Genomic DNA, 12426 nt, shown 5'->3' on the forward strand with positions numbered 1-12426 from the left:
GGTGTTCTGTTTGTGCCGCGGGCATTACACGGTGTTGACTCCGACGCGTCCGCCGTCGACGTCGAGGACTGTCCCGTGTACGAAGCGGGCGTCGTCGGAGGCGAGGTAGAGCACGGCGTCGGCGATGTCTTCGGCGGTGCCGGGCCGGCCGGCGGGTGTGGAGTGCATCAGGGTGTCGGCCGGGGAGTCGGCGTCGGGTCCGGCGGGGCGGATGACGCCGGGGGAGACGGCGTTGACGCGCAGGCCCCGTGGGCCGAATTCGGCGGCCCAGGATCGGGTCAGGCTCTCGATCGCGGCCTTGGACGAGGCGTAGACGGGGCCGTGTGGGATTCCGAGGCGGGCCACCCACGAGCCGAGGTTGATTACGACGCCGCCACCGCTCTCGGTCATGTGTGGGGCCAGGGCTTGCACCAGGAAGATGGGTGCCTTGACGTTCACGGCGTAGATGCGGTCCACGATGTCGTCGTCGACGGTCATCGTGCCGGAGGCCGGGAAGATGCCCGCGTTGTTGACCAGGATGTCGAGGTTCCCGCCGGTCAGGCGCAGCACCTGCTCGGCGAGGGCGTGGCTGGTGGCGGAGGTGCCGTCGAGGTCGGCAGCGAGGAAGTCCGCGCGGCCTACCGTCGCCTGGATCGCGGCGATGGTCTCGTCCCCGCGTGCCGCGTCGCGACCGGAGACGATCACGTGGGCGCCCTCGGCGGCGAAGGCGACGGCGATTGCGCGCCCGATGTTGGAGGTCGATCCGGTGACGAGGGCGGTGCGACCCTGCAGTCGGTTGCCGGTGAAGTGATTGGTCATGTCCCGACCGTAGGACCTATTTTTTGGACCCACAAGTCCAGAAAGTGGGGTGTGATCGCTGTCAATGGAGTAGTAGAGGGTTTGCCGGTCCAGAATTGCGTTACCGTCGGCATATGCCGATCACTGCGAAGGGGCTCGCGACCAGACAGCGCATCGTCGAGGGTGCCGCGACTCATCTTCGGGGTGGTGAGCCCGGTCAGGTCACGCTCGACGACATCCGCGCGATCACCGGAACCAGCAAGGGGCAGCTGTTCCACTACTTTCCGGGCGGCAAGGACGAACTGCTGCTCGCCGTCGCCGTCTACGAGGCGGGCCGGGTTCTCGACGATCAGCAACCGCACCTCGGCGCGCTGACGTCGTGGGCGGCGTGGCTGAGGTGGCGGGATGCGTTGGTCACCCGCTACCGCGCTCAGGGAGCGCATTGTCCGCTCGGGTCGCTGCTGGCCCAGGCGGGCGGAACGCCGGGGGCCTACGAAGTGGTCCGAACACTGCTGGCACAGTGGCGGACCCACGTCGTGGCCGGGATCGAGGCGATGCAGGCGGCAGGGCAGATCCGGGCGGAACTGGATGCGCCGCGCACCGCGTCCGCGTTCATCGCGGGAATTCAGGGTGGGGTGCAGGTCCTGCGGTCGACGGGCAGTGTCGAGGATCTCGAAGCCGTCCTCGACACTCTGATCGACTACCTTCGGGGCCCGGGATCGCCCGGCGCTACCTGCTGATCGGCTGGGTTTGCTCAACTGCTGGGCCGCGTGTCCCCTGTGCCGAGCGGGACAGTTTGTGAGTAGGGCTATTTCTGAATAGTATTGCTTTTCAGTGACTTTGGGTGTTCGTGCCTACCGTGGACCGGTGAGTTTGGAAGCGGGTGCGGTTCGAGGTGATCTTGGCCGGTGAGGGACGCTACCGTCGCCCGGCTGGAAGCATCGGCGGCGGATGATCATCGAGCTGCGGGACGTCACTGAAGACTGAGGGGGTCGAGAAGTCCCGCAGCCGATGCCTGCTCTCGGGAGGGGACTGTTCACCGACGACAAGGACCACCCGAGCAGGTCGTGCACCCGGATATCATGCTCGGGCGTGCAGCCTTCCGACCGGTCGACGACGAGCTCGAACCAGAGGAGACGCCGAAGCAACGCGCCCGCCGGGAGCTGAAGAAACGGATGACCGCCGAGCGGCTGTCGAGACAGAAAACCGGAGGCACCAACCCAGAGAAGCGGTGCACGCCTCCGGCTCATCCTGTGCATCCGCGGGGTCGCCGACTCCAGCCCACCCTTGCCCACGCACTAGACAGTCTGCTTGTTCGAGCGTCCCCGGCACTGCGATCAAAGGATCGGGGGACGTGTCATCACCCCTGGTGAAAACCACACTCCGTAGTGGTCGGAGCTGCGGTCAGGAACGGGCGCACCTCGAGCCATTCGTGGATCGGTTTCCCACCCGCCCCCGGGGCCGCGGACAACTCGCCGGCCAGTTGGAGCGCCCGCTCATGGCTCTCGACGTCGATCACCATCCAGCCGGCGATCAGGTCCTTGGTCTCCGCGAACGGGCCGTCGGTGACCGGCGGTCGCCCCTCACCGTCGTAGCGGGCGAACGTGCCCTCCGCGGAGAGTGCCTGGCTGTCGACGAACTCGCCGGTGCTCTCGAGCCGGGCGGCGAAGTCGTTCATGTACTGCACGTGGGCCGAGATTTCCTCCGGCGTCCATTGGTCCATGGGCACGTCGTTGGTCGATGCGGGCGCGCCACGGTAGTGCTCGAGCAGTAGGTACTTGGCCATCATGTTCTCCTTGGTGCGGTGCGGCCCATTCTGGCCGTGTTCACTCCGGGGACGAAGCGACGCGCGGGTTCTCGACATCCCACGGCGACATTTCCTGACCATCTTCTCTGTCGGGCCACAATCCGGCTAGGGGTGGGCGTCTCGTCCAGTCCGGTGATGATGGCCTCTAGTCTCGGGTCGGGTTGGCGTGATGGTTGACCCACCGTGCCTGTCGGTGGTCCCAGTAGCGGGTGCGATCGTGGGGGTGGGCGCGACCATTGGACGGTGAAGCGGGGGTAGCTGTTCCCGTCGTGGTTTTACTGTGTGATCCTGCGTCGGCGTCGAGAGAACCACCGGCAGTCGGATGCCCGATGGAAGGGCTACGGTGGGGCCGCCTGTGGGCCCGTAGAACCACGTCGTGGGTGTGGTGTGCTCCCGCGCCGCCACTGATCGAACGCTCCCGCACCTCGTTGACGTCGATGTGCCAGCTGTCATCGAGTAGCGCCGCCACATCACCGGGTGTGACCCAATCATCGGGATCGAAGCCGTGCTCGCGCGCCGCATCCGCGTCGCGGACGTCGTGGTGCACAACCAGCAAGATGCCGCCCGGTGCGACGGCGGAGACCAGCGCGCGTTCGGCAGCACGGTCGGGGGTACCGCGCAAGGCGGGGTACTGGGCGGAGACCAGGTCGAAACCACCCGCGGGCAAGTCGGCATCGAGCAGTCCGCTCAGCACCCAGGTGATGTCCACGACTTCCCCGTCGGCGTGGGCCTTTGCTCGGTCGAGGGCGACCTGGGAGATGTCCAGCGCGGTGACGGCCCATCCCTGGCGGGCGAGCCAGAGCGCGTCGGCGCCTTCACCGCAGCCGACGTCCAGGGCGCGTCCCGGCCGTGCGCCTGTCATCTCGTCAACTAGGGCGCCGTTGGGTTCTCCGCTCCACACGCGATCCCGCTCGGTGTAACGCGCATCCCACTCGTCCGCCTCACGTGATGTCGTCTTGACCTCGGTGACCTCGCCCGCTATTTCCATACCCATACAGTGCAATAACACCGACGTTTTCGGCGAGAGTTCTTGCCGGACCGGCAAGAATTGGTCTGGATTGGGTTCTACTGCGATCCTGACACGCACAGTGTCATGCGGGTTGGGGCCTGCTCGATGTCGAGATAGTCGTCGATGAGAAGTGCCAGACATTCCGGCGGACCCGCGACAAGCGGCGAACGCCACGTACACGGACACGGGATTTCCTCGAAACTCGAGGAACAGTCCGGACAGTCCCACTAGAAGGCGGCCGCCCCGTTCACCGCCCTCGAGGCTCACGAGATGATCGACGAGACCATCGCCTCTCACACGCTCGACGGCTACCGGCACCTCCCGATCGTCGCCCGGGAAGCGCCGGCCCGCTTCCTCGTCCGGGTCGGCGACATCGTCGCCGCCTCACCCCGAGATCAGCGAACTCGACGCGACCTCAACCCCGTGATCGCATCGGACACCGTCATCGTGCTCGTGGACGTGCGAATCATCCTGTCCAAGAAACACCCTGGAGACCACACAAAGCTTCGTCAAGGACGGACATTCCCGGCGGCGGAGGGGCGTGGCTGCTGCCGCGGCCGTCGGACTGGCCCGGGCCAGCGAGATGGCGTTCACCGGGGAGGCGATCGACGCCGCAACCGCCCGGAACTGGGCGCCACCCGGTGGCTCGACACAGCTTGCTAGGGCCGCTTGCCGTACCCGAGCGCCTCGACGATCTTCCCGTCCCGGACGCGCATGAGATTCACGCCCCGATAGTTCTCGGTGCCGGTGATCCTCCAGCGGATGACGGCTCGGTCGCCGTCTATGTCGACGTGCTCGACCGTGAACCCGATGGCGGGGTCGGAGGCCAATCCCTGCCAGCCCGCGAGGCATTCGTCGTAACCCGTCCATCGGTTGCCGTCGGGCTCCGGGCCGGTGCCCTCCATCAAGCAGTCGGGGGCGATGAGGTCGACGAGCTTGTCGGGTGCCCGTTCGAGGAACGCGGCGTTGTATTGATCGATGACTGCTGCTGTGTCGGTCATGGCCGTATCGTCTGCCGCGGAGTCACTGCTAGCAACTCCCTGGAAGGAATGGCATCGACCCCCGGGGTGCGCGAAGATTGATCGGTGATGACGCGGTTCCCGAGTGAGTTCCGGCGTTGGCGCACGGCCCGCCGGATGAGCCAGCTGGATCTCGCGCTTCGGGCGGGCACCACCCAGCGGCACGTGAGCTTCGTCGAACAGGGCCGCTCCCGCCCGGGTCGGGGCATGGTGTTGCGCCTGGCGGAGTCGATGGAGCTCACGCTACGGGAGCGCAACGAGCTGCTCCTCGCTGCCGGCTTCGCCCCGGCGTTCCCGGAGTCACCGCTCGACGACGAGGCGCTCCGCCCAGTTCAACAGGCGCTGGAGACGATTCTCGACGGTCATCTCCCGTACCCGGTGATGGTCGTGCGGCCGCACGGCATCCTCGTCGTCGCCAACCGGGCGTTCGAGGTGTTCCACGAAGGCGTCGACCCCGCGCTGCTCGCACCACCGGTCAACGTGTTCCGCCTGGCCCTGCACCCCGATGGGAATGCGCCCCGGGTGCGCAACCTGCCGGAGCGGGGCCGGCACATCACCGAGCACCTGCGGGCTCAGCTGGCGCAGAGCCCCGACCCGGCGTTGGAGGCGCTTCTCGCCGAGCTCGAGTCCTACCTTCCGCCACTGCCCGAGGAGGCCGACGTGCTCGGCTTCGCGGTGCCGCTGGAGCTGGGCTCGGCCGATGGCGACCTCCGGCTCATCACAACGCTCACGTCGTTCGCGACCGCCTCCGACGTGACGCTCGCCGAGCTGCACCCCCGAGAAGTTCCTCATGCCCCGCCCCTCCGACATGCGGTACCGGTGGGTCTGCGTACGGCTCGATGCCCTCGACGTCGAGGAGCTGCGCGAGCTGCTCGTCGACGCGTGGCGGATGTGCGTGCCGAAGAAGGTGGCTGCCGCCTACGAAAGTTGACCGATGCCCTGCTCCGAATGACATGGCCGACGTCGGGGTCGTCCCGAATGAGAGATTGCCGTTCTCCCATGTGCGCGGGCGAAGTTGTACTGGGTGCGCTGGGCGGGCCTCGTCAACGTAACTGCGCCGTGAGTCGGGATGATCGTCGGATGGTTGTGGGGGACGGGACGCGGGTGGATGCGACGCGCTGCACAAACTCGGCACCATCGCTCTCGCGCTGGCCTTTTCCGAGGGCGGGCGCGGCATTCCCCCAACCGCATCTCGTACGACCGCCTGGTTGCGGATGAACGCCAGTCCCCACACGGCGGTCGTCACCCGAAGTTCCGCAACGATGCGGTGTGTTCAGTCGTTGGTGGGTCTGGTCCCGAGGTGCTGTGGGCCTATTGGGGGTGGTGGGGTAGCGCTTGATCGGGAGCGGGGGTGAGGTGTGTGGTCGCCCAGGTTGCGAGCAGGGTCATGGCGTCGGCCGACGGGCTTCCGGGTTCGGGGCTGTAGATGGTGAGGACCAGGCCGGGGTCGGCAGGTAGTGGCATTGTTTCGTAGCCGACTTCGATGTCGCCGACGAGGGGGTGGTGGAAGGTCTTGGTGCCGGTGTAGTGCAGGCGCACATTGTGTTTGGCCCACCGGGTCCTGAATTCGTCGCTGCGGGTGGACAGTTCGCCGACCAGGTCGGAGATGCCGCGGTCATAGGGGTCGCGGCCGGCGTCGGTGCGCAGGAGGTTGACCGCGCTGTCGGCCATCTGGTCCCAGTCGGGATAGAACTCGTGGGCGCGGGGGTCGAGGAAGCAGAACCGGACGAAGTTGACCGGCTTGCTGGGGTCGGGGTGCAGCGGATCGGGGTAGAGCGGGCCGTAGAACGCGTAGGCCAGTTGGTTGCCGCATACGAAATCGTGCCGGGCGTTACGCACGAACGCCGGCACCGTCATGGCGTCGCACAGGCGCTGCACCATCGGCCGAATGGTTTTGGTGCGGCGGGGCCTGCTTCGCTGCGGGCCGGTGGTGACGGCACGGTGCAGGTCGACCAGGTGGGAGCGTTCCGCTTCGTCGAGTTCGAGCGCGCGGGCGATGGCGTCGAGCACGGATTCGGAGACACCGGTGACTTTGCCGCGTTCGATCTGGGTGTAGTAGTCGACCGAGAGCCCGGCGAGCGTGGCGACTTCTTGGCGGCGGAGACCGGGGACGCGGCGTTTGGCGGCGTCATAGACCGGAAGCCCGACCTGGTCGGGGGTGATCTTGGCCCGCCGTGACGCCAGGAACTGGCCGATCTCGGCCGCTCGGTTGGTGGACTCCATAGAAGTGAGGGTACGACCCGGCCGTCGGCGGCTGCCAGGTTCTGCGAGGGGGGTGCTGTCGGCACCCCTGTCATCGTCGCCTCCCACGGGGGCTCTTTGCGGCGTTGCATGAGTGTCGGACATCGAGGCACCCGAATCGCCTCGATGGACAGCGATCCCGAAACGAAGAGGTGATGATGAAGCAGCGAGACCGGACGACGCCGACCCCTCGGCTGCCCGGACTGGTGTACGTGATCGGTGCGGGCATCTTCCTGATGGGCACCACCGAGTTCATGATCGCAGGCTTGCTGCCCGAGGCCGCCGCTGATCTCGGTGTGGATGTCGCGCAAGCCGGGTTGCTGGTCACCGCCTTCGCGGTCGGCATGATCGTCGGACCGCCGGTGATGGCGCTGGCCACCCTACGGCTGCCCGCGCGGGCCACCCTGGTATGCGCGCTGGCCGTGTTCGCCGCTGGGCACGTCGTCGCCGCGGTGAGCGACTCGTTTCACAGTAGTGACCGCCTCACGGGTGGTGACCGCGCTGGCCACCGGCACGTTCTGGGCGGTCGGTGCGGTCGTTGCCACCACGGTCGCCGGACCCGGGGCGAGCGCGCGAGCACTGGCGGTGATGTCGGGCGGACTGAGCTTGGCCGTGGTTGCCGGGGTGCCGTTGGGCACTTTCACCGGCCAGGCCACCGGGTGGCGAGGCCCGTTCTGGATGCTGGCCGGATTGTCGCTGTTCGCGATCGGAGCTGTGCTGCGGTTCGTGCCGGCCGCTGTCGGCGGCCACCGGGCAGAGGTCTCGGTTCGCGCCGAACTTTCGGTGATTCGGCCGTGGCGGGTGTGGGTTGCGTTGGGTGCGATCGTGCTCGCCCAGGCCGGGTTCCTCGGCGCCTACAGTTTCATCAGCCCCCTGCTCACGGAGCGCGCCGGCATTCCAGCACCGATGGTGCCCCTGGTGTTGGTCGGGTTCGGAATCGGTGCACTCGCCGGCACCGCGCTCGGCGGTCGTGTCGGGGACCGGTACCCACTGGTCACGATCGCCGTAGCGGTCTCGCTCACCGCGACGGCGCTGCTGGTCCTCGCCGCCGCAGCCGATCACTCGGCGATCGTGGTCATGCTGGTCGTCCTTCTGGGTGCGTGCGGTCTCGGGGCCAATCCCGTGCTGATCGCGCAGACGTTGCGCTTCGCCGGAGACGGGTCGGCGCTGGCGTCGTCGCTGGCGACCGCCGGATTCAATCTCGGTACCGCCGCCGGATCGGCCATGGCCGGGGCAGCCCTGTCGACGTCGCTGGGGCTGGTCGGCCCGGCCGTGCTCGGAGCGGTCCTGACCGGATCCGCGCTCGCGCCGATCGCCCTGCTTGCGACCACCACACGACGAACCATCCACGACATGAGAAGCCGCCGCCACGATGATCAGAGAGGCGACTTCACCGCAGTGCGCTGACCTGCACTGCCTACCCCTCCGGAGGAGGGATCGCACTGTGACACAACCACATACTCGAGCGCTGGCCACCCCACCAGCTTCGCTAGCCCACATTGCCGTGGAGGGATTCTGCACCGTCACGTCCCTCACCTTGTTCCTCCGCCTCGACGCGCACGCTGTCCTGGTTACCGATACCCGACTCGAATCGACCATCAGCGCGTACGGGCTGGGAGTCGGTCGGTGGATCTTTACCCTCGCCGTACTCCTTCTCGCAGCCGGATCGGCCGCACTGCTCATTGCGCTGGTCGGGCTCATTGTTAGACGATGAGAACCGCAGTTCGCAAGGGCGATACATCCGCGCCGACGCAGTCATTTTCTCGATCGTTGTCGTGATCCTCGCTGTCACCACCTACACGGACTCGCTGTGCGGATGACCGCGCCGGGTCCGTACCGCCGGACCGCTCAGCTCGGCCGGTACGCCATCCGTGTGGAGAACTCGAGGCGCCGCTACCGTGAGACGCCCTATCGGCGCGGATGATCGGCGCTCCGCGTCAGCGAGAACGAGACCACGACGACGCTCGCATCTTCCGGCGACGCCATGGTGGACGGCAAGGATGGCCCCGGAGAACACCGCGATGATGCGGTCGCGGAGACGGACTGCTGCGAGGGACGTGAGAGGGGTGCCGGCAGCACCCCCCTGATCAGCGCCTCCCACATTCGTGCTCTGCGGTGTTGTATGGGTGCCGGACACCGGGGCTCGACGGCGACGGCCGTTGATCAGACAGGACAGTGAATTTCCCGTCAGCGAAGGGATCCACGAGCACTCTCACGTCGGTTGTCTGCCGCACCGTACGACGAGAGGTCGAGCGCGTGCGACACCGGGCAACTCTGATCCACCTGAACCTCATCACCGAGCTGCGGTAATGCGCCTGCAGCCATACGCTTTCGTCGCATACGACAAGGAGCATCAACGATGAACACAGACCCTGACACCGCTGGGCGGCCGAGAGCGACAGCTTCTGCGGGACGAGACCTCAAACGCCGTGGCCTGCTGAAGATGGCCGAGCAGGGATTCGTCGCCCTGTCCCTGGACCTGTCGTTTTGGGGCGAGAGTGAAGGTAAGCCCCGCAACGCCGTCTCACCGGACATCTACGCCGAGGACTTCAGCGCCGCAGTTGATTACCTGCGCACCCAGACCTACGTCGACAAGGAAGCGATCGGCGCGATCGGGATCTGCGGGAGCGGCAGCTTCGTCATCAGTGCAGCCGAGATCGACCCGCGTATCAAAGCCATCGCGACAGTCAGCATGTATGACATGGGCGCCGCCAACCGGAACGGGCTCAGACACTCCGTCACCGTCGAGCAGCGGAAGGACATCCTCGGGCAGGCAGCGCAACAGCGCGACGTGGAGTTCGCGGGTGGCCAAACCGAATACACCAGCGGAACACCTGAAGAGCTCAACGATCAGTCAACCGCGATCGACCGCGAATTCTACGACTTCTACCGCACCTCCCGTGGGCACAGTCCGGCCACCACAACGCATCCCACGCTGACCAGCAACGTCAAGTTCATGAACTTCTACCCATTCGCGGACATCGAGACGATTTCTCCTCGTCCGATGCTCTTCATCGCGGGCGAGCAGGCACATTCCCGGGAGTTCAGCGAAGAGGGCTACCGGCTTGCCGGCGAGCCCAAGGAACTGGTGATCGTTCCCGGCGCCGGTCACGTGGATCTCTATGACCGCGTCAATCTCATCCCCTTCGACAAGTTGACCACGTTCTTCCAGGACAACCTCGGTAACCCACACACCGATGAGGGAGAACGCTAGGCGCACCTGGGCGCTCACCCAACACCGGCACCATCAGCAGACCAACGTGGACGGGATCCACTCATGCGTGGAGTTGTAATGCGCGCCCCCGGCGACGTTCGTGTCGACGAGCGTGACGACCCGACCATCCTCGAACCGACCGACGCGATCATCCGCGTCACCGCCGCCTGCATCTGCGGTTCCGACCTGTGGCCCTACCGCGGCATCGAGAAGCCGGAGTCGCCGCAACCGATGGGCCACGAGTCCGTCGGCATCGTCGAGCAGATCGGCGACGAGGTAAGGAGCGTAAGTCGGCGACTTCGTCGCCGGGTCGACCTTCGCCTCCGACAACACCTGTCAGATCTGCCGATCCGGCTACCAGAGCCGCTGCGTGTACGCCGTCCCGAGGGGATCGATCGGCACCCAGGCGGAGTACGTGCGTGTCCTGCTGGCCGATGGCACCCTCATGGCCACCCGGACACAGCCGACCCCGGAGCAGATCCCCCATCTGCTGGCCGCTTCCGACGTCCTCGGCACCGGGTGGTTCGCCGCCATCGCCGCCGAGGCCGGCCCGGGGAAGACCGTCGCAGTCGTCGGAGACGGCGGTGGGACTGCTCGCCGTTCTCGCCGCCAAACACCTCGGCGCGCAACGCATTACCGCCATGAGCAGACACCCCGACCGTCAAGCCCTGGCCCGAAGGTTCGGTGCCACCGACATCGTCACCGAGCGCGGCGACGACGGCGTCGCGAAGATCATAGAGCTCACCGAGGGCCTCGGCGCCCACTCGGTCATCGAACCCGTCGGCACCCAGGAATCGATGATGCAAGCCATCCGATCGACCCGCCCCGGCGGTCACGTCGGCTACGTAGGCGTCGCCCACGAAGTCGAACTCCCCGGCATGGAGCTGTTCTTCTCCGGTGTGCACCTGCACGGTGGCCCCGCACCGGTACGCCGATTCCTCCCCGAACTGATCGAGCTCATCATCAACGGTCGGATCGACCCGGGTGAGGTCTTCGACCTGACCTTGCCTCTCGAACAGGCCGCCGAGGCTACGAAGCGATGGATGAGCGCCGCGTGACCAAAGTGCTGCTCACCCTCTGATCCACAAGCGCAGGTGCGGCTCCTTCACCCGGAAGGAGTCGCACATCGGACGGTCTACTCACTCCGTGGCCTCGTGGGTTCCGCGCACTGGTCCCGACGGCATGACCAGTTCAGATACAACCGTGGATGCACCTCTGGATTGCGCGCTTTCGAGGATATCGCTGACGGTCCCTGTATTCAGACGCTCGCCGGTCTGCGGCGGGCGTTCACGGTGGGGTCAGTTCAGGCTGGCGGTGTCGATGACGAACCGGTATCGGACGTCCGAGGCGAGGACCCGCTCGTACGCCTGGTTGATCCGGTCGGCGGGGATCACCTCGACTTCGGATCCGATGCCGTGGTCGGAGCAGAAGTCGAGCATTTCCTGGGTCAGGGCGATGCCGCCGATCATCGATCCGGCGAAGTTGCGGCGGCCGCCGATCAGCGACATCACGTTGAGGCTGAGCGGCTCGGCTGGGGCGCCGACGTTGACGAGGGTGCCGTCGATCGCGAGGAGGCCGAGATAGGCGTTGGGATCGATGCTGGCGCTGACCGTGTTGATGATGAGGTCGAATCGGCCGGCGAGCTGCTCGAAGGTGTCGGGGTCGGAGGTGGCGTAGTAGGCGTCGGCGCCGAGGCGCAGTCCGTCCTCCTGCTTCTTCAGTGTTTGGGAGAGCACGGTGACCTCGGCGCCGAGGGCGTGGGCGATCTTGACGGCCATGTGCCCGAGGCCGCCGAGGCCGACAATGGCGACCTTTTTGCCGGGGCCGGCACCCCAGCGGCGCAGCGGGGCGTAGGTGGTGATGCCGGCGCACAGAAGGGGAGCTGCGGCGGCCGGGTCCAGGCTCTGCGGGACGGAAACGACGTAGTCGGCGTCGACGACGACGTGGGTGGAGTAGCCGCCCTGGGTGGTGGTGCCGTCGCGGTCGACGCCGGCATAGGTGGGGACCATGCCGTTGGCGCAGTACTGCTCGTCGCCGCCCTGGCAGTTGGTGCAGTCACCGCAGGAGTTGACCAGGCAGCCGACGCCGACGCGGTCACCGACTTTGTGGCGGGTGACGTCGGCGCCGACCTCGGCGACGATGCCGACGATTTCGTGGCCGGGCACGACCGGGAAGGGTTGCGGGCCCCAGTCGCCGTTGACGGTGTGGAGGTCCGAGTGGCAGATGCCGGCGTACTGGATCTCGATGAGGACGTCGTGGGAGCCGACGTCGCGGCGCTCGATGGTCGTGGGGACCAGCGGCTGGCCGGCGGCGGGGGCTGCGTACGCGTTGACTCGCATGGCAGATCTTCCTTCTTCTT

General features: G+C 66.8%; 11 protein-coding genes and 5 pseudogenes. 10 read left to right on the forward strand and 6 right to left on the reverse strand.

Annotated features, from left to right (window positions below):
- Window positions 1-24 precede the first annotated feature (24 nt).
- On the reverse strand, window positions 25-798 hold the full coding sequence (locus GO592_RS11505) for an SDR family NAD(P)-dependent oxidoreductase (RefSeq protein ID WP_007295497.1): 774 nt from the start codon (window positions 796-798) through the stop codon (window positions 25-27).
- A gap of 113 nt (window positions 799-911) precedes the next feature.
- Here GO592_RS11505 and GO592_RS11510 point away from each other — a divergent pair, with 113 nt between their 5' ends.
- On the forward strand, window positions 912-1517 hold the full coding sequence (locus GO592_RS11510) for a TetR/AcrR family transcriptional regulator (protein ID WP_005560648.1): 606 nt from the start codon (window positions 912-914) through the stop codon (window positions 1515-1517).
- A 620-nt stretch (window positions 1518-2137) separates the two neighbouring features.
- On the opposite strand, the gene GO592_RS11515 is transcribed toward GO592_RS11510, so the two are convergent.
- Window positions 2138-2563, reverse strand: coding sequence for a YciI family protein (locus GO592_RS11515; RefSeq protein ID WP_202715204.1), 426 nt, complete (start codon window positions 2561-2563; stop codon window positions 2138-2140).
- Between the two features lie 166 nt (window positions 2564-2729).
- Window positions 2730-3572: a class I SAM-dependent methyltransferase gene (locus GO592_RS11520; RefSeq protein WP_193385510.1), complete on the reverse strand. Its 843-nt coding sequence runs from the start codon at window positions 3570-3572 to the stop codon at window positions 2730-2732.
- A gap of 270 nt (window positions 3573-3842) precedes the next feature.
- Here GO592_RS11520 and GO592_RS44280 point away from each other — a divergent pair.
- Both GO592_RS44280 and GO592_RS44285 read left to right on the forward strand, forming a co-directional pair.
- Window positions 3843-4055 (forward strand): annotated as a pseudogene (locus GO592_RS44280) (acetate--CoA ligase family protein); the annotation flags it as partial.
- A gap of 37 nt (window positions 4056-4092) precedes the next feature.
- Window positions 4093-4224, forward strand: a pseudogene (locus GO592_RS44285) (enoyl-CoA hydratase); the annotation flags it as partial.
- Between the two features lie 28 nt (window positions 4225-4252).
- Here GO592_RS44285 and GO592_RS11530 read toward each other — a convergent pair.
- Window positions 4253-4594, reverse strand: a complete 342-nt coding sequence (locus GO592_RS11530; protein ID WP_007300637.1) for a nuclear transport factor 2 family protein — start codon at window positions 4592-4594, stop codon at window positions 4253-4255.
- An 87-nt stretch (window positions 4595-4681) separates the two neighbouring features.
- On the opposite strand from GO592_RS11530, the pseudogene GO592_RS11535 reads away from it, so the two are divergent.
- Both GO592_RS11535 and GO592_RS11540 read left to right on the forward strand, forming a co-directional pair.
- Window positions 4682-5314, forward strand: a pseudogene (locus GO592_RS11535) (MmyB family transcriptional regulator); the annotation flags it as partial.
- An 88-nt stretch (window positions 5315-5402) separates the two neighbouring features.
- Window positions 5403-5543 carry a hypothetical protein gene (locus GO592_RS11540; protein ID WP_162130662.1) on the forward strand — a complete coding sequence of 47 codons (141 nt, stop codon included), beginning with the start codon at window positions 5403-5405 and terminating at the stop codon, window positions 5541-5543.
- A 380-nt stretch (window positions 5544-5923) separates the two neighbouring features.
- Here GO592_RS11540 and GO592_RS11545 read toward each other — a convergent pair whose 3' ends face one another.
- A complete protein-coding gene (locus GO592_RS11545; protein WP_007300635.1) occupies window positions 5924-6835 on the reverse strand; it encodes a helix-turn-helix transcriptional regulator in 912 nt (303 codons plus the stop codon).
- Window positions 6836-7107: 272 nt separating this feature from the next.
- Here GO592_RS11545 and GO592_RS45820 point away from each other — a divergent pair.
- The 5 genes and pseudogenes from GO592_RS45820 to GO592_RS11565 form a co-directional block, all read left to right on the forward strand.
- A pseudogene (locus GO592_RS45820) lies at window positions 7108-7248 on the forward strand (MFS transporter); the annotation flags it as partial.
- A gap of 79 nt (window positions 7249-7327) precedes the next feature.
- The gene (locus GO592_RS45825; RefSeq protein ID WP_272943297.1) at window positions 7328-8260 is read left to right on the forward strand and encodes an MFS transporter; all 933 of its coding nucleotides are present in this window, start codon (window positions 7328-7330) and stop codon (window positions 8258-8260) included.
- A 37-nt stretch (window positions 8261-8297) separates the two neighbouring features.
- Window positions 8298-8567, forward strand: coding sequence for a hypothetical protein (locus tag GO592_RS11555; RefSeq protein WP_237720617.1), 270 nt, complete (start codon window positions 8298-8300; stop codon window positions 8565-8567).
- Window positions 8568-9212: 645 nt separating this feature from the next.
- The gene (locus GO592_RS11560) at window positions 9213-10067 is read left to right on the forward strand and encodes an alpha/beta hydrolase (RefSeq protein ID WP_082325036.1); all 855 of its coding nucleotides are present in this window, start codon (window positions 9213-9215) and stop codon (window positions 10065-10067) included.
- 63 nt (window positions 10068-10130) lie between these two features.
- Window positions 10131-11148, forward strand: a pseudogene (locus GO592_RS11565) (zinc-binding dehydrogenase).
- Window positions 11149-11365: 217 nt separating this feature from the next.
- Here GO592_RS11565 and GO592_RS11570 read toward each other — a convergent pair.
- Entirely contained in the window at window positions 11366-12406 is a 1041-nt protein-coding gene (locus GO592_RS11570; RefSeq protein ID WP_007300632.1) for an NAD(P)-dependent alcohol dehydrogenase, read from the reverse strand.
- Window positions 12407-12426 lie beyond the last annotated feature (20 nt).

This window comes from Rhodococcus sp. 21391 (assembly GCF_016772255.1).
Lineage (GTDB): Bacteria > Actinomycetota > Actinomycetes > Mycobacteriales > Mycobacteriaceae > Rhodococcus_F > Rhodococcus_F opacus.